The 22489-nt window shown below is 30.3% G+C and carries 24 protein-coding genes and 4 tRNA genes; 27 read left to right on the top strand and 1 reads right to left on the bottom strand.

Going from position 1 to position 22489, the window contains the following annotated elements; all coding sequences use genetic code 11:
* Positions 1 to 88: 88 nt before the first annotated feature.
* From prfA to LLF98_RS09845, 23 genes are all read left to right on the top strand, one after another.
* On the top strand, positions 89 to 1171 hold the full coding sequence (prfA, locus tag LLF98_RS09955; RefSeq protein ID WP_291703092.1) for a peptide chain release factor 1: 1083 nt from the start codon (positions 89 to 91) through the stop codon (positions 1169 to 1171).
* A 216-nt stretch (positions 1172 to 1387) separates the two neighbouring features.
* Entirely contained in the window at positions 1388 to 1975 is a 588-nt protein-coding gene (locus tag LLF98_RS09950; RefSeq protein WP_291703091.1) for a hypothetical protein, read from the top strand.
* Positions 1976 to 2031: 56 nt separating this feature from the next.
* Positions 2032 to 3081: an L-threonylcarbamoyladenylate synthase gene (locus tag LLF98_RS09945; RefSeq protein WP_291703089.1), complete on the top strand. Its 1050-nt coding sequence runs from the start codon at positions 2032 to 2034 to the stop codon at positions 3079 to 3081.
* A 21-nt stretch (positions 3082 to 3102) separates the two neighbouring features.
* Positions 3103 to 3552: a ribose 5-phosphate isomerase B gene (rpiB, locus tag LLF98_RS09940; RefSeq protein WP_291703087.1), complete on the top strand. Its 450-nt coding sequence runs from the start codon at positions 3103 to 3105 to the stop codon at positions 3550 to 3552.
* Positions 3553 to 3615: 63 nt separating this feature from the next.
* Positions 3616 to 4245: a uracil phosphoribosyltransferase gene (upp, locus tag LLF98_RS09935; protein WP_291703085.1), complete on the top strand. Its 630-nt coding sequence runs from the start codon at positions 3616 to 3618 to the stop codon at positions 4243 to 4245.
* 141 nt (positions 4246 to 4386) lie between these two features.
* Positions 4387 to 4881: a deaminase gene (locus LLF98_RS09930; RefSeq protein ID WP_291703083.1), complete on the top strand. Its 495-nt coding sequence runs from the start codon at positions 4387 to 4389 to the stop codon at positions 4879 to 4881.
* Positions 4882 to 5028: 147 nt separating this feature from the next.
* Positions 5029 to 6177 carry a UDP-N-acetylglucosamine 2-epimerase (non-hydrolyzing) gene (gene wecB, locus LLF98_RS09925; protein ID WP_291703082.1) on the top strand — a complete coding sequence of 383 codons (1149 nt, stop codon included), beginning with the start codon at positions 5029 to 5031 and terminating at the stop codon, positions 6175 to 6177.
* A 125-nt stretch (positions 6178 to 6302) separates the two neighbouring features.
* The gene (locus LLF98_RS09920; protein WP_291703081.1) at positions 6303 to 7484 is read left to right on the top strand and encodes an acetyl-CoA C-acetyltransferase; all 1182 of its coding nucleotides are present in this window, start codon (positions 6303 to 6305) and stop codon (positions 7482 to 7484) included.
* A 747-nt stretch (positions 7485 to 8231) separates the two neighbouring features.
* Positions 8232 to 8600 (top strand): hypothetical protein, encoded by a 369-nt coding sequence (locus LLF98_RS09915; protein WP_291703080.1) that lies wholly within the window; start codon positions 8232 to 8234, stop codon positions 8598 to 8600.
* Position 8601: 1 nt separating this feature from the next.
* On the top strand, positions 8602 to 9282 hold the full coding sequence (locus LLF98_RS09910; RefSeq protein ID WP_291703079.1) for a F0F1 ATP synthase subunit A: 681 nt from the start codon (positions 8602 to 8604) through the stop codon (positions 9280 to 9282).
* Between the two features lie 45 nt (positions 9283 to 9327).
* Positions 9328 to 9543, top strand: coding sequence for an ATP synthase F0 subunit C (gene atpE / locus LLF98_RS09905; RefSeq protein ID WP_291703077.1), 216 nt, complete (start codon positions 9328 to 9330; stop codon positions 9541 to 9543).
* A gap of 53 nt (positions 9544 to 9596) precedes the next feature.
* Positions 9597 to 10076: a F0F1 ATP synthase subunit B gene (locus LLF98_RS09900; RefSeq protein ID WP_291703075.1), complete on the top strand. Its 480-nt coding sequence runs from the start codon at positions 9597 to 9599 to the stop codon at positions 10074 to 10076.
* A gap of 1 nt (position 10077) precedes the next feature.
* Positions 10078 to 10617 carry a F0F1 ATP synthase subunit delta gene (locus tag LLF98_RS09895; RefSeq protein WP_291703072.1) on the top strand — a complete coding sequence of 180 codons (540 nt, stop codon included), beginning with the start codon at positions 10078 to 10080 and terminating at the stop codon, positions 10615 to 10617.
* 10 nt (positions 10618 to 10627) lie between these two features.
* The gene (atpA, locus tag LLF98_RS09890; protein ID WP_291703070.1) at positions 10628 to 12142 is read left to right on the top strand and encodes a F0F1 ATP synthase subunit alpha; all 1515 of its coding nucleotides are present in this window, start codon (positions 10628 to 10630) and stop codon (positions 12140 to 12142) included.
* A 40-nt stretch (positions 12143 to 12182) separates the two neighbouring features.
* On the top strand, positions 12183 to 13034 hold the full coding sequence (gene atpG, locus LLF98_RS09885) for an ATP synthase F1 subunit gamma (protein ID WP_291703069.1): 852 nt from the start codon (positions 12183 to 12185) through the stop codon (positions 13032 to 13034).
* A gap of 14 nt (positions 13035 to 13048) precedes the next feature.
* Positions 13049 to 14440: a F0F1 ATP synthase subunit beta gene (gene atpD / locus LLF98_RS09880; RefSeq protein WP_291703068.1), complete on the top strand. Its 1392-nt coding sequence runs from the start codon at positions 13049 to 13051 to the stop codon at positions 14438 to 14440.
* A 14-nt stretch (positions 14441 to 14454) separates the two neighbouring features.
* Positions 14455 to 14862, top strand: a complete 408-nt coding sequence (gene atpC, locus LLF98_RS09875; RefSeq protein ID WP_291703067.1) for an ATP synthase F1 subunit epsilon — start codon at positions 14455 to 14457, stop codon at positions 14860 to 14862.
* 204 nt (positions 14863 to 15066) lie between these two features.
* A complete protein-coding gene (locus LLF98_RS09870; RefSeq protein ID WP_291703066.1) occupies positions 15067 to 15717 on the top strand; it encodes a hypothetical protein in 651 nt (216 codons plus the stop codon).
* A gap of 172 nt (positions 15718 to 15889) precedes the next feature.
* Positions 15890 to 17152: a UDP-N-acetylglucosamine 1-carboxyvinyltransferase gene (gene murA / locus LLF98_RS09865; RefSeq protein WP_291703064.1), complete on the top strand. Its 1263-nt coding sequence runs from the start codon at positions 15890 to 15892 to the stop codon at positions 17150 to 17152.
* 159 nt (positions 17153 to 17311) lie between these two features.
* Positions 17312 to 18373 carry a stage II sporulation protein D gene (spoIID, locus tag LLF98_RS09860; RefSeq protein WP_291703062.1) on the top strand — a complete coding sequence of 354 codons (1062 nt, stop codon included), beginning with the start codon at positions 17312 to 17314 and terminating at the stop codon, positions 18371 to 18373.
* Between the two features lie 434 nt (positions 18374 to 18807).
* Positions 18808 to 19542: a M23 family metallopeptidase gene (locus tag LLF98_RS09855; RefSeq protein WP_291703060.1), complete on the top strand. Its 735-nt coding sequence runs from the start codon at positions 18808 to 18810 to the stop codon at positions 19540 to 19542.
* 124 nt (positions 19543 to 19666) lie between these two features.
* Complete coding sequence (gene spoIIID / locus LLF98_RS09850) at positions 19667 to 19921, top strand: sporulation transcriptional regulator SpoIIID (RefSeq protein WP_158339071.1); 255 nt, start codon at positions 19667 to 19669, stop codon at positions 19919 to 19921.
* A 79-nt stretch (positions 19922 to 20000) separates the two neighbouring features.
* Positions 20001 to 21035, top strand: coding sequence for a rod shape-determining protein (locus LLF98_RS09845; RefSeq protein ID WP_291703057.1), 1035 nt, complete (start codon positions 20001 to 20003; stop codon positions 21033 to 21035).
* A 64-nt stretch (positions 21036 to 21099) separates the two neighbouring features.
* Here LLF98_RS09845 and yyaC read toward each other — a convergent pair whose 3' ends face one another.
* Complete coding sequence (gene yyaC, locus LLF98_RS09840; RefSeq protein WP_291703056.1) at positions 21100 to 21636, bottom strand: spore protease YyaC; 537 nt, start codon at positions 21634 to 21636, stop codon at positions 21100 to 21102.
* Between the two features lie 288 nt (positions 21637 to 21924).
* On the opposite strand from yyaC, the gene LLF98_RS09835 reads away from it, so the two are divergent.
* From LLF98_RS09835 to LLF98_RS09820, 4 genes are all read left to right on the top strand, one after another.
* Positions 21925 to 22008 (top strand) — tRNA-Tyr (locus tag LLF98_RS09835).
* 145 nt (positions 22009 to 22153) lie between these two features.
* Positions 22154 to 22229: transfer RNA gene (locus LLF98_RS09830), tRNA-Val, on the top strand.
* Between the two features lie 22 nt (positions 22230 to 22251).
* Positions 22252 to 22326 (top strand) — tRNA-Thr (locus LLF98_RS09825).
* A 24-nt stretch (positions 22327 to 22350) separates the two neighbouring features.
* Positions 22351 to 22425, top strand: a tRNA-Glu gene (locus tag LLF98_RS09820).
* The last annotated feature ends 64 nt before the right edge of the window (positions 22426 to 22489 follow it).

Here is a 22489-nt window from a genome sequence, read left to right as displayed (position 1 = left end):
ATTACTTTTAATAGGTAAGTGTAGTTGGTTAAGTATTTAAAATGTGATATAATGTAGAAATGTGAAAAATGAAGTACGGAGTGATTAAATGTTATTAGATAGATTAGAATTTATAGAAAATAAGTATGATGAATTATCAGTTAAAATAAGTGATCCATCAATTATGCAAAATCAAAATGAATGGAGAAAACTTTGTAAGGAACATTCAGATTTAGAAATTATAGTGAATTGCTATAGAGAGTATAAGAAAGTAACTGAAGATTTAAAGGCTAATAAGGAAATGTTAAGTAGCGAAAGCGACAAAGAAATGAGAGAAATGTTAAGTGAAGAAATAACTGATCTTACAAATAGAGAAGCTGAATTGGAAAATCAAATACAAATTTTACTGTTACCAAAAGATCCTAATGATGATAAGAATGTATTTGTTGAAATAAGAGGAGGTGCAGGTGGTGAAGAAGCAGCACTATTTGCATACAACTTATTTAGAATGTATACAAGATATGCAGAAACTCAAAGATGGTCTACAGAAATTATGAGTTTAAATGAAACAGATCTTGGTGGATTTAAAGAAGTTGTATTCATGATTAAAGGTAATGGAGCTTATTCGAAATTAAAGTATGAAAGTGGAGTTCACAGAGTACAAAGAGTACCAGATACTGAATCAAGCGGAAGAATTCATACATCAACAACTACAGTTGCAGTACTTGCAGAAGTTGACGATGTTGAAATAGAAATTGCAGATAAGGATGTTAGAATAGATGTGTTTAGAGCTTCAGGAAATGGCGGACAATGCGTTAATACTACAGACTCTGCTGTTAGAATTACGCATTTACCTACAGGACTTGTAGTTTCATGTCAAGATGAAAAATCACAATTAAAAAATAAAGAAAAGGCTATGAAAGTTTTAAGATCAAGACTTTATGAAGCAGCAGAAAAAGAAAGAGCAGATGGAATAGCTGAGGATAGAAAAAGTCAAGTTGGAACTGGAGATAGAAGTGAAAGAATTAGAACATATAATTATCCACAAGGAAGAGTTACTGACCATAGAATAGGACTAACTTTATATAAGTTAGACACATTTTTAAGTGGGGATCTTGATGAAATGATAAATTCACTTATTACAGCAGATCAAGCTGAAAAAATGAAACTTATGGGAAATACACAAATGTAATAATAATTACTCAAGAAAGCCTTGCATTAAATATGTAGGGCTTTAGGCATATTCAAGAAAATAGTAAGTCAATATGCTAGTTTATTTTGTGGCATATTATGTTGGCATGCTCACCTAATAGATAACCATATTGCATTACTATTTCGCAAAATATACATGTAATCTTTCGCTCGATATTTTCTTCCATATGCATTAAAAGTGATTGGGGGATTGAATATGGATATATATATGGCTATAAAAAAAGAAAAATCACATTTTAAAATATTCTTAATTACTATGGGTGTTATTTTAATTATTCTTCCTATAGTATTAATAATAACTGGGTTAACCACAATATTTTATATAAGTTATGTGATTTTTATTGATTTCTTAATAGTAATAGCTATTATAACTAAAATGAATTCATATAGGGTAGAATATAGGTGCTCAAACAATAGATTAATGTTCAAAGCAGGTATTTTTGTTAAGGAACATTTGATTATTTGCGATAAAGTTGCCTTAGTACATACTAATAAATCAGAGTATGATTTAGAAATAGTTTTAATAACAAGTGTAATTTTTAAAAATAAAGGATTAAGACCAATAGATAAAAACTTTTTAAAGAGATATCCACAAATTATTGAGAAATATAATGATATTAAACAACAAAACCCTAAAAGAGATTATTATTTTCAAATAGTCAAAAGAGGGGGGCTAAAAAAATATTTATTGCTAGACTCAATATATAAAAATTGTGTTAAATCTATTTATACTGATGAAAGCATACAAAATATAAAGATATCAAGAGGACAGCTTATAGTTTAGTAAGGCATCTGAAAGAAAATAACTAGTTAAATATGCTAAGAAAGGAGGTAAAATGTTTGAAAACTAAGCTTAGTATAATTAAAAGTATCAAAGAAGATGAAGAAAAGATAAAAGAAGCAGCTGAATTCATTAAAAATGGTGGGACAGTAGCTTTTCCAACAGAAACAGTTTATGGACTAGGTGCTGATGCACTTAATGCAAAAGCAGTAGAGAAAATATTCAAAGCAAAAGGGAGACCTCAAGATAATCCATTAATTATTCATGTTTCATCAAAAAACATAGAAGCATATGTAAAAGAAATCCCTGAAGTGGCAAATAAGCTTATAGACAAGTTTTGGCCAGGGCCGCTTACAATAATTTTGAGAAAAAAGGATATAATACCAGATGTAACTAGTGCTAATTTGGATTCAATTGGAATTAGAATGCCTAATAATAAAATAGCAAGAAAACTCATTGAATTATCAAACACAACTATTGCAGCACCTTCTGCTAATATAAGTGGAAGACCTAGTCCTACAGATTTTCAAAGGTGTATGGAAGATTTAGATGGAAAGGTTGATTGCATTTTAGGAGGAGCACAAAGTGACATAGGAGTAGAATCCACAATAGTTGACTGTACTGTAGTTCCGCCAATAGTTTTACGCCCAGGTGGTATTACATTAGAGATGCTTAGAGAAGTGGATTCAAGAATTGGGATAGATAAAGCTATAATGGAAAAACCAAGAGAAAATCTAAAGCCTAAAGCTCCGGGAATGAAATATAAACATTATGCACCTAATGCCAAGGTCACAATAATTTCTGGAGAAAGAAAAAAAACTGTTGAAAAAGTAAGAGAAATAGTACATTATAATATAGAAAAAGGTAAAAAAGTATGTATCCTCACTGTTGAAGAAAATGTTAAGGAATATACAGAGGGGATAAGTATAGTTTTAGGAAGTATAGTAGATTTATCAACTGTTGCTAAAAGTTTATTTGAAGCTTTAAGAAAATGCGATGATTTAGGAGTTGATTTAATTTTAGCAGAAGGGTATGAAGAAGAGGGTGTAGGAGTGGCTATTATGAATAGATTAAATAAGGCTGCTGGGTTTGATATTATAGAGGTATAATAAAGAAAGGATGATTTAATTATGAAAATTGCAATTGGATGCGATCATGGTGGATTTGAATTGAAAAATGAAATTATTAAATTTTTAGAGGATGAAAAGCACGAAGTAAAAGATTTTGGTACATATTCAACTAGTTCTTGCGATTATCCTGATGTTGCGCTACCTGTGGCAGAAGCTGTTGTAGCAAAAGAATATGAGCTTGGAATATTAATTTGTGGTACTGGAATAGGAATTGGTATTGCAGCTAATAAGGTTCCGGGAATTAGAGCAGCGCTATGTTCAGACACTTTTAGTGCACATGCAACTAGAGAACATAATAATGCAAACATATTAACTATGGGGCAAAGAGTTGTTGGGGCAGGTCTTGCTTTAGATATAGTAAAAACTTTTATAACATCAAAATTTGAAGGCGATAGACATCAAAATAGAATAGATAAGATTTCAGAAATTGAAAAGAAGTATAGTAAATAAATCTTAATTATAAGGAATTATATAGAGCTATAAATATGAAAAGTGAAATTTGGAGGAATAAGAATGAGTAAAGTTATAGAAATAAGTCATCCACTAATATTACATAAGTTGGCATTTTTAAGAAATGAAGAAACGGGTTCAAAAGACTTTAGAAAATTAGTTGAAGAAGTTTCTATGTTAATGGCTTATGAAGTAACAAGAAATTTAAACATGGAAGAAGTGGAAGTAAAGACACCAGTAGCTGTAACAAAATGTAAGATGCTTGCAGGTAAAAAGATGGCAGTAGTTCCAATTTTAAGAGCAGGTCTTGGAATGGTTGATGGAGTACTTAATTTAATTCCTGCAGCTAAGGTTGGACATATAGGGTTATATAGAGATGAAAAAACACTTCAACCAGTAGAATACTTTTGTAAATTACCACAAGATATTGCAGAAAGAGACATAATAGTAGTTGATCCGATGCTTGCCACAGGTGGATCATCAATAGATGCATTAACTATGTTAAAAAACAGAGGTGCTAAAAGTTTAAAACTAATGTGTTTAGTGGGAGCACCAGAAGGAATAGAAGCTGTTCAAAAAGTTCATGATGATGTTGATATTTATCTAGCTGCGATAGATGAAAAATTAAATGAACATGGATACATAGTACCAGGTCTTGGTGATGCTGGAGATAGGTTATTTGGAACTAAGTAAAGTAATGCTTTAAGGAACATTCGGATAAATAAATATAAATATATATATATATTTATGTTTATCTGGATGAGGCATATCTTTGATTGGTGTTTTTGTTCATGTGCCTAGCCCAAAAATAAGTTGATTTGGGGGAATATGAAAATGAATAGACGTGATAAACAAAACTATTATTTAGATATTGCAGAAACAGTTTTAGAAAGAGGAACTTGTTTAAGGCGAAACTATGGTTCAATAATAGTTAAAAATGATGAAATAATTTCTACTGGATATACAGGAGCACCTCGAGGCAGGAAAAATTGTATAGATTTAAATAGTTGCATAAGAGAAAAACTTCAAGTTCCAAGAGGAACACATTATGAACTTTGTAGAAGTGTTCATAGTGAAGCCAATGCAATAATAAGTGCGTCAAGAAAAGACATGATTGGGGCTACATTATACTTAGTTGGAAAAGATGCAAAGACAAAAGAATATGTTAGAGATGCTAATTCTTGTTCAATGTGCAAGAGATTAATCATTAATTCAGGTATTTCTCATGTAATTATAAGAGATTCAAAGGATGAATATAGGGAAATGAGTGTGGATTCATGGATAGAAGAAGATGATTCTCTAAAAATTGTTAAGGATGCAGGCTATTAAATATTAATAGAAGTTGCTTATTATCCAATAGCATATGAAAGTTGTTTTATTTGTAGAATTTAAAATTTGTGTTAAGAATGTATTTAATGACGTGCATATAAATAAGGTGATAAAAATCTATAATAGCTTAGATTAGGAGGAAGTAAATTGAGTAAAAAGAAAATTATTACTATTTTTGGAACTAGACCAGAAGCTATAAAAATGGCACCTTTAATAAAGGAATTGGAAAAAAGAGAAGAAATTGAATCAAAAGTTTGTGTAACAGCTCAACATAGAGAAATGTTAGATCAAGTTTTAGAACTATTTGATATTAAGCCAGATTTTGATTTAAACATAATGGAAACAAAGCAAACCCTAACAGGTATTACAAATAAGGTTTTAGAGGGATTAGAAGAAGTATTTAAAGAGGAAAAACCAGATATGATATTGGTACATGGAGATACAACAACTACATTTGCTGGTTCATTAGCTGCATTTTATCAACAAATTAAAGTTGGTCATGTAGAAGCAGGTCTTAGAACTTTTAATAAGTATTTTCCTTTTCCAGAAGAAATGAATAGAAAATTAACAGGTAGTTTAGCGGACTTACACTTTGCACCAACTAAAGGTTCAAAAGAAAATTTGTTAAAAGAAGGTGTAAAAGAGAGTGAAATTTATATTACAGGAAATACTGTAATTGATGCCATGAAACATACTGTTGAAGAAGATTATATTTTTGAAAATGATGAATTAAACAATATAGATTTTAACAAAAAAGTAATAATGATTACTGCTCACAGAAGAGAAAATTGGGGCAAAGGAATTGAAAATATTTGCATTGCATTAAATAAGATAGTTGAAGAAAATAGTGATGTAGAATTAGTATATTTAGTTCATTTAAATCCTGTGGTTAAGGAAGTAGTATTTGAAAGACTTGATGGAAAAGATAGAATTCATTTATTATCTCCTTTAGATACTAAAGAAACTCATAACCTAATGAATAAATCATTTATGGTAATGACAGATTCAGGAGGTCTACAAGAGGAGGCACCTCATTTGGGAAAACCTGTATTAGTATTAAGAGATGTGACAGAAAGACCAGAAGCTGTTGAGGCTGGAACTGTAAAGTTAGTTGGAACTGATGTGAAACAGATTGTTAAGGAAGCAAATGAATTATTAAGAAATCCAGAGTCTTATTTTAAGATGAGCAAATCAATTAATCCATACGGTGATGGAATTGCATCTAAAAGAATAGCAGATGCAATACTAATGTATTTTAATTTGAGTTCAAGGGAAGTAGAAGAATTTAAAATATAGAGTTTGTTTAAAATTTAACAATTTTTACTTGCTAAAAGAAATCACAGGAGGTATAATTTTACTGTGTTAATAATTTAACACAATAATTTAATACAATAATTTATAAGATTTCAGGAGGCAGAATTATGAGAGATGTAGTTATTGTAAGTGCGGTAAGAACTGCACTAGGTAGTTTTGGAGGAGGATTAAAAGACGTACCAGCAGTAGATTTAGGAGCTTTAGTAATTAAAGAAGCAGTAAACAGAGCTGGAGTTAAACCAGAATTAGTTGAAGAAGTTATTATGGGTAATGTAATTCAAGCGGGACTAGGACAAAATACCGCTAGACAATCAACAATTAAATCAGGGTTATCACAAGAAGTTCCGGCTATGACAATAAACAAAGTTTGTGGATCAGGACTTAGAGCAGTTAGCTTAGCAGCTCAAATGATTAAAGCTGGGGATGCTGAAGTTGTTGTTGCAGGTGGTATGGAAAACATGTCAGCTGCTCCATATGCATTAAAGACTGCTAGATGGGGTCAAAGAATGGGCGATGGTAAAATGATTGACACTATGATAAATGATTCACTAATGGATGCATTTAACAACTATCATATGGGAGTTACAGCTGAAAACATTGCTAAAGAATGGGGATTAACTAGAGAAGAACAAGATGCTTTCGCAGCATCATCTCAACAAAAAGCTGAAGCAGCAATTAAATCAGGAAGATTTAAAGATGAAATAGTTCCAGTTGTTATTCCACAAAGAAAAGGAGAACCAAAAGTATTTGATATAGATGAATTCCCGAGATTTGGAACAACTGTAGAAGCTTTAGCTAAATTAAAGCCAGCATTTATTAAAGATGGTACTGTTACAGCAGGTAATGCATCAGGTATTAATGATGGAGCAGCAGCATTTGTAATTATGAGCGCAGGAAAAGCTGAAGAATTAGGAATCAAACCTTTAGCTAAAATCCTTTCTTATGGATCAAGAGGATTGGGCCCAGCTATTATGGGATATGGACCATTTTATGCAACTAAGAAAGCTTTAGAAAAAGCTAACTTAACAGTAGAAGATTTAGACTTAATTGAAGCTAATGAAGCTTTTGCAGCTCAAAGTTTAGCAGTTGCTAAAGATTTAAAATTTGATATGTCAAAAGTAAATGTAAATGGTGGAGCACTTGCTTTAGGTCACCCAGTTGGAGCATCAGGTGCAAGAATATTAGTAACTCTTCTTCATGAAATGGAAAAAAGAGATGCTAAAAGAGGATTAGCTACACTTTGCATAGGCGGGGGAATGGGAACAGCTCTTATAGTTGAAAGGGTTTAATAGAAGCTTATGTTTCTTTGAAAAGGGTTACTGTGATAATTTATCATAGTAACCTTTTATACTTAGTTGTAAATTTACTTACAACTAAGTATAAACTTTAGAAAAAAGGAAAATATAAAATAGAAATTTAGAAAATGATTTTCAATTAACATAATGAAAAATAAAAAATGTTCATGAAACATCATCAATCATATTCCGTAGGTATACTTTAAATTTTGCTTAGGAATCTGATAAAAACAAAAAATATGAAGGATTAAAAAAATAAATATCATTAAAGAGTTTTAAATACTTTGTAACGTAGTGTGAATAATGGCTTAATAAGAATATTATTTAATATTTATATGCTTATAAAAAAAAATATTGAATAAGAATTAAATTATATATTCACTAATGCAAAAAAAGATAATAATAAATGTATTATTGTAAAAATTAAAGAATGAACAATATCTCTGCAAATTAATAGTATTTTTAAAATATTGTGTAATATTTTGAGATGAAAATGTTAACATAGGAAAAATAAAATTGATTCATGTATCGAAATATTTAGAAAATTGAATAATTGCAATGAAAAATATTCATAAATAAAGGAAATTAAAGATATACATCATATTAGATAGATATTTTATAGTATATGGGAGATAAATTAACTTTAAACAGAAAAAAGGGCGAAATTTACCTTTAAATAGTATTTTATTAAAGATAAATATAAAGATATAATATCTGATATTGAGGGTAAGGGGGTTATGTATGAGTAAAGGGATGAATAAATTACTTCTACATATGGTACAATATGATTTAGTAAGTGGATTATTTATAACTTTAATTATAGGGATAATTTCTACTTTCATAAATGCAGGAAGCTATTTAGTAGGTATAAGTGTAGCAACAATAAATTTTTTCATTAGTGGATATGTTATTTCAAAATATCTAGGAAAAGGTAAAAAACAATGTTTGGTTATTGTTAGTAATTTTTTTAGGATGGGATTTATAATACTTACTATATTACCTTTCGTAAAAAATATGAATTTTATGATATTTTATATTATAGGATTTATTACACACTACATTATAATGCTTATAGTTTTTAGCATGAAAAATAGGAAAGGAAGTGTTTAGATTGGAGTCCATTTTGCCTATATTTTCTTTTGAATTTGGTAACTTTACATTAAATATTACAGCAAGCGTAATAATACAATGGATTGTTATTTTAATTTTAGGAATAGGTGCTTTTCTATTAACAAGAAATCTAAAGTTAAAACCTAATAAAACTCAAGCAGCTTTAGAAAAAATTTATCAATCGATAAGAGACCTCGCAGTCGATACTATGGGGGAAGAGAATGAATCATTTTTACCTTACATAGGAACACTAATGATTTATTTATTAGTCCTGAATTTTCTCGGATTAATAGGTATTAAACCACCAACACGAGATATAAGTGTAACAGTATCATTTGCAATAGTTACTTTCTTAGTTGTAAATCTAAATGCTATTAAGAAAAATGGAATTATTGGATTTGGAAAAGGGTTGGCACATCCATTTGTAGTAATGTTACCAATTAATATAATGGAGAGATTCATATTGCCATTAGCTTTGTCACTTCGACTTATGGGTAATATGGTGGCAGCTACAGTTGTAATAGAATTGGTATATCATGCACTAGGATCAATAGGAATGCTTGCTCAATTCGGCTTGCCAATTTTTGTACATGGATATTTTGACTTGTTTGATGGAACAATTCAAATGATCGTATTTGCCATGTTAACTATGATTAACATTAAAGTAACAGCAGAACATTAAAAATTTGGACAAAACCATTTATTATTATTTTTAGGAGGAATCATAATGAGTTTAGGAGTTCTAGCAGCTGGAATAGCTGTATTATCAGGAATTGGAGCAGGAATAGGTATTGGTATAGCAACAGGTAAGGCAGCAGAAGCTGTTGGTAGACAACCAGAAGCATCTGGAAAAATCATGACTTTCTTAATATTAGGAGCAGGACTTTCAGAAGCAACAGCAATTTATGGATTAGTAATTGCATTTATGGTAATGGGTAAATAATGAATTCGCATGAGTTAATATTATTGACTCCGAAGGGAGGATATAGGTAAAATATGGAAATGGAATATTCAACAACGATAATGACTTGGATTAACTTTGCTGTTTTAATTCTAATTATGAAATATTTTTTTTGGGATAAACTAAAAGGAATAATTGCAGAAAGACAAAAATATGTAGATGAAAAGTTAACTAAGGCAGATGAAGATTCTGAAAAGGCTAGAATGTATTTGCTTAAAAATGAAAGTATATTACAGTCTGCTAAAGAAGAAGGTAAAAAGATTACTGAAAGACAAAAACAAAAAGGCGATAAAGTTTATGAAGAAATCATTGACAATGCCAAGGCCGAAGCAAGTTCAATAAAAGAAAGAGCTATGTTAGAAATTGAAAGAGAAAAAGAAAAAGCTGAATATGAAATCAAAAAGCAAGCTGTAGATTTAGCATTAGAACTTTCAATTAAAGCTTTAGAACAAAAAATTGATGAAGATACGCATAGAAAACTTATAGGCGATTTTATTGCTAAGGTAGGTATATAATATGTATGAATATTTAGATAGACGATATGCTTTAGCTATTTATGAAGTTGCTGAAAAAAAGGGCAAAGTTGATGAATATTTAAGAGATTTAAGAGAAATATGTGATTTAATTGATAATAATCAAGATTTTCATGAAGTAATTAAACATCCACAAATTAATACAACAAAAAAGAAACAACTTTTTATTGATGTATTTAAAGGGAAAATCGATGAAGAATTACTTTCTTTCATGATTATATTAATTGAGAAGAACAGGATACTTTACTTAAAAGAAAAACTAGACCAGATGGAAAAGATAGATCTGGAAAGGAAAAATATAATAAAGGGTATAATTAAAACTGCTATACCACTTTTACCAGAAGAATTAGAAAAGTTAAAGGTTATCTTTGAAGAGAAGTATGATAAGACTATTATCTTTGATACAGAAATAGATAAAACCGTTTTGGGTGGAGTTTATGTAAGTGTTGGAAATGATGTTATCGATGATACTATTAAATCAAAGATAGAAGAAATGAAAGAATTAATGCTTAAGAAGGAATAGAGGTGAATCCATGAATATTAAACCAGAAGAAATAACTTCTATTATAAAAAAAGAAATAGAAAAATATGAAAAACAAATTCAAACAGTAGATTCTGGTACTATAATCCAAGTTGGAGATGGTGTTGCAAGAGTTTATGGATTAGATAATTGCATGGGTGGGGAATTGTTAGAGTTCCCTAATGATGTATATGGAATGGCTTTGAACCTTGAACAAGATAACGTTGGTTGTGTTCTTTTAGGAGATGAAAAAGGAATAAAAGAAGGCGATATAGTTAAAGGAACAGGTAAAATAGTTGAAGTTCCAGTTGGTGAAGGATTAATTGGTAGGGTCGTTAACGCATTAGGAATGCCTATAGATGGTAAAGGACCAATAATTACATCTGAAACTAGACCTATTGAAATTCATGCTCCTAGTATAATAGATAGAAGTTCAGTTAATGAACCATTACAAACAGGAATTAAAGCAATTGACTCGATGATTCCAATTGGTAGAGGTCAAAGAGAACTTATAATAGGAGATAGACAAACTGGTAAAACAGCAATAGGTACAGATACTATCATAAACCAAAAAGGTAAAGATGTTATCTGCATATATGTAGCTATCGGTCAAAAACAATCTACAGTTGCTCATATAGTGAATACTTTAACTGAAATGGGAGCTATGGATTATAGTATCATAGTAAGTTCTACAGCAGCAGAATCTGCACCATTACAATATCTTGCTCCATATGCTGGATGTAGTATAGGGGAATATTTCATGCATAAGGGAAAGGATGTATTAATTATATACGATGATCTTTCTAAACATGCAGTAGCGTACAGAGCAATGTCATTATTGCTTAAGAGGCCACCAGGTAGAGAAGCTTATCCAGGAGATGTTTTCTATATTCATTCAAGATTACTTGAAAGAGCAGCTAAATTATCTAAAGAATTAGGTGGTGGATCATTAACAGCGCTTCCTATTATAGAAACACAAGCTGGTGATGTAACAGCATATATACCAACTAATGTTATATCAATTACAGATGGTCAAATATTCTTAGAATCTGATTTATTCTATTCAGGACAAAGACCAGCCGTAAATGCAGGTATATCAGTATCAAGAGTTGGTGGTAATGCACAAATTAAAGCAATGAAACAAGTTAGTGGTACATTAAGACTAGAACTTGCACAATACAGAGAACTAGAAGCCTTTTCTCAATTTGGATCTGATTTAGATAATGATTCTAGTAGAAGACTTGAAAAAGGTAAGAGATTAGTTGAAGTATTAAAGCAAGATCAATATAGCCCAATGGAAGTTGGAAAGCAAATTGCAATATTATATGCTGCAGTTAATGATTTCTTATCAGACATTAAGGTTAGTGACATAAGAAGATTCGAAAAAGAATTCTTAGAATATATGGATACTCACTATAGAGAAATTGAAAAATCAATTATTACAGGAAAAACTTTAACAGATGAAATAAAATCTATGTTAGAGGAAGCAATAGTTGAGTTCAAAAAGGTATTTTTACAAGAAGCATAGCTTAAATTTAAGCTATGCCCTTCTTTAGGAGGTGGAAATCATGGGCGCAGCTGGACTTCTTGAAATTAAAAAAAGAATTAAGTCGGTAGAAAATACAAAAAAAATTACAAATGCCATGGGGCTTGTTGCCACTTCTAAGTTGAGAAAATCTAGAAAAGAATTATTAGTAAATAATAAATTTATTGAATCAACCGAACCAATCGTAAGAAATCTTGCAACAACTGCTTCAGAAGAGGGTGCCAATATTTATTTTGACGGAAATAAAAGTGAAAATAAATTATATATAGTAATGACATCAGATTCAGGATTATGTGGTGGATTCAATGGTAATGTAGTATCTTACTTAGAAACTTTAATTGGAAATAAAAAAAGTAGTGCAAAAATTATTGTAGTTGGAAGCAGAGGAATTGGTTATGTTAGAAGAGCTCAACTTGATACTGTAGGAGAATATGTTGATATTTCAGATTTACCAACAGTAAGAGAGGCAAAAGTTATATTTGACAAAGCTCTTCAAATGTATATCAATGGGGAAGTTTCAGAAGTAAACATTGTGTATTCTAATTTTGTATCACCAGTTAAACAAATAGTAAAAGTAGATAGAATTTTACCTATAGAGAAACTTGAAGGCAAAATAAATAAATGTGTTATTGAGCCAAATTTAGGAATGGTATTAGAAGATGCTCTTAATATTTATCTAAAGGGAAAGATCAGAGGTATTTTATTAAGTTCTAAATGTAGTGAGCAAAGTTCAAGAATGACAGCTATGGATGGAGCTACAAAAAATGCAAATGATTTATTGTCTAATCTAAAACTTAAATTTAATAGAATTAGACAAGGTGCTATTACACAAGAAATAAGTGAAATTGTTGGAGGAGCAGCAGCTCAAAAATAGTAAGGAGGTATCTTATGCCTGGAAAGATAGGAAAAGTAGTTCAAGTAATTGGACCGGTAATAGATATAAAGTTTGATTCAGATTCTCTTCCAGATTTATATAACGCAATTAGTATTAATATGGGAGATTATGAATTAGTTGCAGAAGTTGAGCAACATGTTGGAGATGATATAGTAAGAACAATTGCTATGTCAGCTACAGAAGGTTTAAAAAGAGGTATGGATGCTACTGATACTGGAAGTCCTATTACTGTTCCAGTAGGTGAAGAAGTATTAGGAAGATTATTTAATGTTTTAGGAGAGCCTATTGATAATTGCGGAGCAGTTAATATAAAGGAAAAATATCCAATTCACAGACCAGCTCCTAGCTTTAAAGATCAAACAGTTGAGCCAGAAATGTTTGAAACAGGAATTAAGGTTGTAGACTTACTTGCACCATATCAAAAAGGTGGTAAGATAGGTCTATTTGGGGGAGCTGGAGTTGGTAAAACAGTTTTAATCCAAGAATTAATAAATAATATAGCTAAGGAACATGGTGGGTTATCAGTATTTACTGGAGTTGGTGAAAGATCAAGAGAAGGTAATGATTTATATCATGAAATGATGGAGTCAGGAGTTATTAGTAAAACCGCATTGGTCTTTGGACAAATGAATGAACCACCAGGTGCTAGAATGAGAGTTGCATTAACTGGTTTAACTATGGCAGAATACTTTAGAGATAAAGGTCAAGATGTGTTATTATTCATAGATAACATATTTAGATATACTCAAGCAGGGTCAGAAGTTTCAGCGTTACTTGGAAGAACACCTTCAGCAGTTGGATACCAACCAACGCTAGCAACTGAAATGGGAGCACTACAAGAAAGAATTACATCAACAGTTAATGGTTCTATTACATCAGTTCAAGCTGTATATGTTCCTGCTGATGACTTAACAGACCCAGCACCAGCAACAACATTTTCACATCTAGATGCGACAACGGTTTTATCTAGAAGTATAGCTGAACTTGGTATATATCCTGCGGTAGATCCACTAGAATCTACATCAAGAATATTAGATCCAAGAATAGTTGGTGAAGAACACTATAAAGTAGCATCAGATGTTAAGCATGTTCTTGAAAAATATAAAGAATTGCAAGATATCATAGCTATCTTAGGTGTAGATGAATTAGGAGATGAAGATAAGGCAGTTGTAGCTAGAGCAAGAAGAATACAAAGATTTTTATCTCAATCATTTACAGTTGCTGAACAATTTACTGGAATGAAAGGTAAGTATGTTACAGTAAAAGAAACTATAAGGGGATTTAAAGAAATTCTTGAAGGTAAATATGATGATTTACCAGAATCAGCATTCTTATTTGCAGGATCTATAGACGATGTTATAGAAAAAGCAAAAAGTTTAGGATAAGGGGATGAGCAATAATGGCGAATACCTTTTTACTAATAATTACTACACCTAATCGTGAGGTTTATAATGGAGAAGTTGAAAAAGTATTTTTAAAAAATGCCGATGGAGACTTTGAAGTATTAGCAAATCATGAAAATATGATAACAAATACTGTACCTTGTATTGCGAAATTTAAAGATTCAAAAGGAATTGAAGATCAATTATTTATTTCAACATCAATTGTGCATATTAATAAAAATACAATGACAATATGCAGTGGTGCAGCTGAATTTGAAGAGAATATTGATGAAGAAAGAGCAGAAGAGGCAATGAAAAGGGCAAAGAAAAGACTCCAAGAAGCTGATAAGTATAATAAAGATAGAGCAGAATCAGCATTCCTTAGAGCTAAGCAAAGATTAATATTAAAAAAATCTAATAAATAAGTATAATTTAAAGTGTACCTCTTTATATAGAAAATCTATATAAAGAGGTACACTTTATTTTTTGGAGCTATTTTTATTCTACATGTTGACAATCTATCACAAAATTTTAATAAATTTATATTATATATATATACTTCGATATAAAGAGAATAAAAAATGAAAGGAATGGTCATAATTAAAAAAGATAAATTAGGGGGGATTACTATGAATATAAAAATCAGTATAGTAATTTTTATATTATTATCTTTTTTTAATATAGGAGCTATTTCTAATGAAGTAACTAATGGTAAAAATTCATTTAGTGTTTTAGAAACCAATATAACAAATATAAGTGAATTTCAAGAAAACGGCGTAAAGCTTCAATACAAAACAAGAGATAATATCGAAAAAGAAAGTAATAGGATAAAAGAATATTTAACTAATGATATAAATGATAGCTACAAAGAAATTAATAAAAATCAATTTGAAATCTTTAATAATGATTTTTATACTAATATAAAAATGTGGTGCGAAGATAAATATACTTATGTTGAAATCACATTAATAAATAAAAATTCTCAATATACAACAGCAAAATTAAAAAGAATAATTCAAAAATTAGAAAATCGAAAATCGGAAAATGCACAATACTTTTTTTATTATGAGGGTAGACAAAAAGAGATTGATAATAATTATTCCTTAGATAGATTAGCTAATGAAAATAATATACAAAAAACAAATTTATTAAACATTAATAATGGTTTTACAGGAACAGGATATTTAAGTAATGGGGATAAAATTAATTTTGCACTTATTAAGTATAATACTGGGGCACATATAATAATTAGCACACCAATAATATTTACAACATACTAAAGCATCTTCAAAAAGTTTCTAACATGCCTGTCTATTTTGTGTAATACTGTGTAAGTAAATTTTACTAATAGCTTGCTATGAACAAAATCCACTTCTTTGTCTAATACAAAATATACATCGTATTTTGGATAATTATTTTTCAGATGCCTAACAATTAAATATGGAGGATAATATGGAGAAAATAGTAGTTAAAGGTGTAAAAGAACTTACGGGTGAGGTTGATATAAGCTGCGCGAAAAATGCAATTTTACCTATAATTGCAGCAACTATATTGTGTCCGGAACCTATAGTCATAGATAATGCGCCTAGATTAGAAGATGTAGAGGTTATATGTAAGTTATTAAGTGAATTAAATTGTGATGTTGATATTTCAAATTTGAATAATAAATTGACGATAAATACAAAGAACATAGTAGAAATGGATGCTAATGCAGAGCTTATGCGAAAAATGAGAGCATCATTTTTAATTATGGGACCTATGCTTGCTCGATTTGGGTATTGTAAATTATCATTACCAGGTGGATGCAATATAGGTAGTAGACCAATAGATTTACATCTTAAAGGATTTAAGCTGCTTGGAGCTGATGTTATAATGGGTCATGGTTTTGTAGAAGTAAAAGCAAAAAGGATGATTGGAAGTAGAATATACTTAGATTTTCCTTCGGTTGGTGCAACAGAAAACATTATGATGGCATCAGTTTTTGCAGAAGGTACAACAATAATAGAAAATGCAGCAGAAGAACCAGAAATCTGGGATTTAGCACGATTTTTAAATAAAATGGGTGCTAAGATAAAAGGGGCAGGGCTTGGCAAAATAACAATAGATGGAGTAAAAAACTTAAAAGGAATAAATTATACTCCTATATATGACAGGATAGAGGCAGGAACATTTATGATAGCTGCAGCTATTACAAATAGTAAGATAAAAATTAATGGAGTAAATGAAGAACATTTAAGGCCTGTAATAGAGAAATTAAAGGAATGTGGAATTACTTTTAGTGATTATAAGAATGATTCTATAATAGTAGATGGAAGAGGTCCTAAGAAATCATTAGATATAAAGACACTTCCGTATCCAGGTTTTCCAACTGATATGCAAGCTCAAATGATGAGTTTATTGTCTATAGTTGAGGGCGTTAGTGTTATTACAGAAACAGTTTTTGAAAATAGATTTATGCATGTTGTTGAACTCAATAGAATGGGTGCTAATATAAAAATTGATGGTAGAACTGCTATAATTGAAGGCGTGCCAAAATTTACAGGATGTGAAGTTAAGGCAACGGATCTAAGAGCTGGAGCAGCAATGATACTAAGTGGATTAATAGCAGTAGGTCAAACTGAAATAAGTGATATTTATCATATTGATAGAGGATATGTTGATATTGAAAACAAATTTAGAAATTTAGGAGCAGAAATTTATAGAATAAATATATAAGTATAAATATTATAAAAGGAAACTGTCTTATTTTGGATAGCTTCTTTTTTATTATTTCTAATTCGAATTGTAACATATTATTTTTTATAGTTAACATAATTATCATAATAATAATACTAAAACATATACTTTATAGTGCATGTTTTAGGAGGGCGAATAATGAGGATAATTAATATCAAAACTACAAATATAAAAATTAATAGTAGCCTAAAAATGATTGCTATTATGACTTTAATTATTTTTACTATATTAATAATATTACCGTTGATTTTTTTAAGAGTAGGTAAAGAGGGCATTAATGTATTTAATTTGAATAATGAAAATATAGTTAAGAGTTCAGAAATAACATTTCCTATTAACGGCAAAGTTAAGCTTTATCATAAAGAAAAAGATATTGTGGAGGAGTTAGATTTAGAAGAATATATAATGGGAGTGGTAGCGAGTGAGGTTCCTGCAAGTTTTAATGAAGAAGCTTTAAAAGCTCAAGCAATAGCTGCAAGGACATTTTATATGAGTAAAAGGAATAATCCAGACAAAGATTCAAAAAATAAAGGTGCTGAAATTTGTGATACAACTAATTGTCAAGTATATATGAGTAAGGAAGAACGAATAGCTAAATGGAGTAGTAGTGAAGCAGAAAGTAACTGGAATAAAATACAAAAGGCAGTTTTAGATACAAAAGGACAAATTCTTACTTATGAAGATTCAGTGCTAGAATATCCACAATTTTTTGCGACGAGTTCAGGTAAAACTGAAGATGCAAAGGATGTATTTTCAATGAATGTACCATATTTGAAATCCGAAGAAAGTAAAGGTGAAGAAATTGCACCTAAATATAAAACAACTTTAGAAATTCCTATAAATGAATTCATAAATAAAATTAATACAAAATATACAACTGCGAATGTAAAAAAAGGTGATTTAGCGTCACTCATTAAAATAGAAAGTTATACTGAAGCTGGAAGTGTAAAAGAAATTAAAATAGGAAATGAGAGGATAAAAGGGACAGAATTTAGAGGATTATTTAATTTAAATTCAACAAATTTCAAATTTGATTTTGAAAAAGATATGATTAAAATAAATTGTACAGGATATGGGCATGGCGTTGGAATGAGTCAATGGGGAGCAAATGTTATGGCTAAAAGTGGATCGACATATGATGAGATTCTTAAACATTATTATAGTGGGGTTGAAATTCAAGAAATAAAATATACACCTTAGAAAAGGTGCGATAGCACAACCACAATTATTTCACCTTAGAAAAGGTGCGATGGCACAACCACGATCATTTCACCTTAGAAAAAAGCGCGAAGCATAACCAAGAACATTGCACCTTAAAAAAGTATGTATCTATGAAAAAGGCACGAAATGCAATCAAGAACTTTTAATATAAAGAAAACTTGTGATTTTCAACATTAATTGTCAATCGTTAATTAATAAGATACGCAAATAGAAGCAATATCTGTTTTTAGGTAACTAAAAATAGATATTGCTTCTATCTTTTTGTTTAGAGAATTTTAAAAAGGATATAATCTAAACTAACAATATTTAAATAGAAGTTATAAATTTTAGGTTATAAAAAATATGTAATAAAAAAATATATCTGTGTATTATTTTTCATAAAAAGGGAATTATAACAATAGGAGGTGTTCATATTGAACAAAAATTTAAAAGAAAAACTTAGAAATTTAGTTAGGAAGGAGGGATTTTATATCGCTTTATTCCTTTGTCTTTGCATGATAGTTACTGTTGGAACTATTTCTTATAAAATGATCAGTAATAAAAATGAAGTTAATAAGACAGAAGATATAAATAAAGACTTAACATTGAACTCTAGCAATGAGGAAAAAACGATCAATGAAATTCCAAATGCTGAGAGAGTAGAAAATGCTACGGCTACTGATAAAAACAATATTGATAAAACAAAGACAGGAAAGTCTACAACAGTATCCACAACTACTACAGTCAGCTTTTCCAATCCTATAGATGGTGTTGAAAGTAGAAAATATACTTATCCTGCACCAGTAAAGATGGAAGAAGGTATTTTTAGAACTATTAGAGGTGTAAATTTACAAGCGGAAATAGGAACTGAAATTAAGGCACCAGCAGAAGGAGTAGTAGAACTTGTAGAAAATTCAGGAGTTGAAGAGGGAGTAGTTGTAGAAATTAAACATACTAATGGATTAAAAACAAGATATGGAAATCTTGATGCAAATGTATTGGTAAAAAAAGGTGATAAGGTTAAAGCAAATCAAGTTATTGCTAAAGTTGGAGACACTGCGAAGGTATTCAGTAAAGAAGTATTTGGAGAATTTTTAAATTTACAAGTAATTGATGCTAAGGGTGAACAAGTTAACCCAGAAAAGTATTTTACATTAAAATCTAAGTAAAACATTATGAAAAATAAATATTAGTCATTCATTTTAGTTAAAATGAGTGACTAATAAAAAAATTTAAATAAAAAATTTCGTGATGTAAGAAATCAGTAAAAGATAAAGTCAAGGAAGTGGTATTTTGAAAGATTATATTGAGGAAAGAGTTTTAGATGTTGCAAGGTATATTATAGATTCAAAGTCTACAATAAGAAAAACAGCTAAAGTTTTTGGAGTTAGTAAAAGCACAATTCATAAAGATATGACAGAGAGACTTTTAAAAATTAATCCTGAAATTGCAGAAGAAACTCATTCAATTTTAGAACTAAATAAGGCAGAGAGACACATTCGAGGTGGAAAAGCTACTCAAATGAAATATAAAATCATTGAATCTTAATAAGATTAAGACTATAATATAGTATTGGTAGAATTATGTAAACATAGGTATTAATATGTATTATAGGAGTGAATAAGAGATGTGCTTTTGGAGAACCGGGACAGACCTTGCAATTGACCTAGGAACAGCAACTGTACTAGTTTATGTGAAAGGTAAAGGGATGATATTAAAAGAGCCTTCTGTTGTAGCTATAAATAAAAATAATAATAAATTGTTGGCTATAGGGGAAGAAGCAAGAAAAATGATAGGAAGAACCCCAGGAAATATAATTTCAGTAAGACCATTAAGAGATGGAGTTATTTCAGATTATGATATAACACAAAAGATGTTAAAAGAATTTATAAAGAAAGCATGTGGGAAGCGAAGCATTAGAGCACCTAAAGTGATTATTTGTGTACCATCTCAAGCTACAGAAGTTGAAAAAAGAGCTGTTATTGATGCAGCTATGAACTCAGGAGCTAAGATAGTTCATTTAATCGAGGAACCATTAGCAGCAGCTATTGGAGCCGGTTTGGATATTACTAAACCAAATGGATGTATGGTAGTAGACATTGGTGGTGGAACTTGTGATATTGCAGTTATTTCATTAGGTGGAGTAGTAGTGAGAGAATCAACAAAAATGGCTGGAGACAAATTTGATGATGCTATAATAAAATATGTACGAAATGAATATAAGTTAATGATAGGTGAAAAAACGGCTGAGGATTTAAAAATAAATATTGGTTCTGCATTTAAAAATTCGAGGAACCTAGCATGTATGATGAAGGGCAGAAATCTTGTAACAGGATTACCAGATGAAGTAGAAATTACAACAGAAGAAATAAGAAATGCAATAAAAGAACCTGTAGAAATTATAGTTGAAACAGTAAAGAGAGTATTAGAAAAAACACCACCTGAGTTAGCTTCAGATATAATAGAAAGAGGAATATTAATGACGGGTGGAGGAGGATTAATACATGGGTTAGATAAGCTTATAGAATTTAAGACAGGGGTAGCAACTATGGTTGCTGAGGATTCTGTTGAATGTGTTGTTAAGGGAACTGGCAAAATGCTTGATTATATAGATAAGTTGGACAGTAATACAAATTCACAACAAATAATTTTTATAGAATAATAAAATAAATAGCAGTCAAAGCATATTTTGACTGTTATTTATTTTTTTGAATGTGTTTTAAAGACTAAAGCATAGGAAATTCTCCACGATTTAAATTATAAGATTCAATAAATACTCGAGATATAATTTTAGCCATATTCATAATAAAAGAAAGCCTAATACTACGTGAAAAAAAGAATTCGGAGTTATCACTTGAATCGACGATACCTATAATTGATGCAACTCCAACCTCAGGAAGTTCTTTCCCAACTCCTTTACCAGGGTGTATTGCATAGTCTCTTATACGAATTTCTCCAATATCTTTAGCATCTCCCAAACAAGCATCAACACCAATTATAGATGCATTAGGATGATTAGAATATATTTCATCTAAACGTTCATCGATATTCAAAGCATGAATTGGAGATGATAAAGTCCCATAAACAGGTAAGGGAAAAAAGTTTTCTGTTAATATAGATCCAACTAGAGGGCCTAAGCAATCTCCAATGCATTTATCAGTGCCAATGCAAACTATTACAGTGTTTTTGGTAATATAATTTTTGATTTCTAGTGTTAGATTATAAGAGAATGTAGAATTAAGATTAATATCTGGTTTAATCAAGGATAGATACCTCCTTTATAAAATATATATATGAGGAATAGAAGAAAGATAGTATAAAAAAATAACTTGTGGAAATTATTACTAATAAAGAGGTGCTTATGAAAAAGAATGTAATAATAAAAAATAATTAAGATTATTATGTTAAACGAGAGTATTTTGTAGTAATTAAGAGTAATTAAGACCTAATGTGGATAAAATGAGTGATGTGAGAGTTGAAATAAAAGCTTTTTGCAGATATACTAATCATTGTTGATTGAGATAAAGCAATATTTTTAAACAACTAATTTTGGAGGAATTCCCGAGTGGCCAAAGGGGGCAGACTGTAAATCTGTTACGTTAGTTTCGATGGTTCGAATCCATCTTCCTCCACCATTTATCTGATGTCTAGCATTTCTAACCTCCCATCTTAGATGGTAGCTAAGAACTGCACAACACTAGATGAGATACCCCTTGAGGGTATAAGTTTAACTAAATTCAGCTGAAGTACAACTTCACTTGAAAAGTTTCACTTTATAATGGGCGCATAGCTCAGCTGGGAGAGCACCTGCCTTACAAGCAGGGGGTCACAGGTTCGAACCCTGTTGTGCCCACCATTATAAAAATTAATCTATATATGCTGGCATGGCTCAACGGTAGAGCAGCTGACTTGTAATCAGCAGGTTGTAGGTTCGATTCCTATTGCCAGCTCCATTTTAAATAAACAAAACTTAATATGGCTCCTTGGTCAAGCGGTTAAGACACCACCCTTTCACGGTGGTAACAGGGGTTCGATTCCCCTAGGAGTCACCATTTTATTCATCTTATGGGCGCATAGCTCAGCTGGGAGAGCACCTGCCTTACAAGCAGGGGGTCA

It is taken from the genome of Clostridium sp. (assembly GCF_021372645.1).
In the GTDB taxonomy this organism is placed as follows: Bacteria; Bacillota; Clostridia; order Clostridiales; family Clostridiaceae; genus Clostridium.
The sequence above is the reverse complement of the archived record's forward strand: the minus strand, read 5'-3'. Positions and strand labels throughout refer to the sequence as shown.

What these genes read in the sequence shown, in the direction of transcription:
- LLF98_RS09900 (WP_291703075.1), top strand. Translation starts at nt 9,597, where the DNA reads ATGGAAATGGAATATTCAACAACGATAATGACTTGGATTAACTTTGCT.
- LLF98_RS09870 (WP_291703066.1), top strand. Translation starts at nt 15,067, where the DNA reads ATGAATATAAAAATCAGTATAGTAATTTTTATATTATTATCTTTTTTT.
- prfA (WP_291703092.1), top strand. Translation starts at nt 89, where the DNA reads ATGTTATTAGATAGATTAGAATTTATAGAAAATAAGTATGATGAATTA.
- murA (WP_291703064.1), top strand. Translation starts at nt 15,890, where the DNA reads ATGGAGAAAATAGTAGTTAAAGGTGTAAAAGAACTTACGGGTGAGGTT.
- atpE (WP_291703077.1), top strand. Translation starts at nt 9,328, where the DNA reads ATGAGTTTAGGAGTTCTAGCAGCTGGAATAGCTGTATTATCAGGAATT.
- atpA (WP_291703070.1), top strand. Translation starts at nt 10,628, where the DNA reads ATGAATATTAAACCAGAAGAAATAACTTCTATTATAAAAAAAGAAATA.
- atpD (WP_291703068.1), top strand. Translation starts at nt 13,049, where the DNA reads ATGCCTGGAAAGATAGGAAAAGTAGTTCAAGTAATTGGACCGGTAATA.
- atpC (WP_291703067.1), top strand. Translation starts at nt 14,455, where the DNA reads ATGGCGAATACCTTTTTACTAATAATTACTACACCTAATCGTGAGGTT.
- spoIID (WP_291703062.1), top strand. Translation starts at nt 17,312, where the DNA reads ATGAGGATAATTAATATCAAAACTACAAATATAAAAATTAATAGTAGC.
- LLF98_RS09920 (WP_291703081.1), top strand. Translation starts at nt 6,303, where the DNA reads ATGAGAGATGTAGTTATTGTAAGTGCGGTAAGAACTGCACTAGGTAGT.
- upp (WP_291703085.1), top strand. Translation starts at nt 3,616, where the DNA reads ATGAGTAAAGTTATAGAAATAAGTCATCCACTAATATTACATAAGTTG.
- LLF98_RS09930 (WP_291703083.1), top strand. Translation starts at nt 4,387, where the DNA reads ATGAATAGACGTGATAAACAAAACTATTATTTAGATATTGCAGAAACA.
- LLF98_RS09915 (WP_291703080.1), top strand. Translation starts at nt 8,232, where the DNA reads ATGAGTAAAGGGATGAATAAATTACTTCTACATATGGTACAATATGAT.
- LLF98_RS09950 (WP_291703091.1), top strand. Translation starts at nt 1,388, where the DNA reads ATGGATATATATATGGCTATAAAAAAAGAAAAATCACATTTTAAAATA.
- rpiB (WP_291703087.1), top strand. Translation starts at nt 3,103, where the DNA reads ATGAAAATTGCAATTGGATGCGATCATGGTGGATTTGAATTGAAAAAT.
- LLF98_RS09895 (WP_291703072.1), top strand. Translation starts at nt 10,078, where the DNA reads ATGTATGAATATTTAGATAGACGATATGCTTTAGCTATTTATGAAGTT.
- LLF98_RS09845 (WP_291703057.1), top strand. Translation starts at nt 20,001, where the DNA reads ATGTGCTTTTGGAGAACCGGGACAGACCTTGCAATTGACCTAGGAACA.
- atpG (WP_291703069.1), top strand. Translation starts at nt 12,183, where the DNA reads ATGGGCGCAGCTGGACTTCTTGAAATTAAAAAAAGAATTAAGTCGGTA.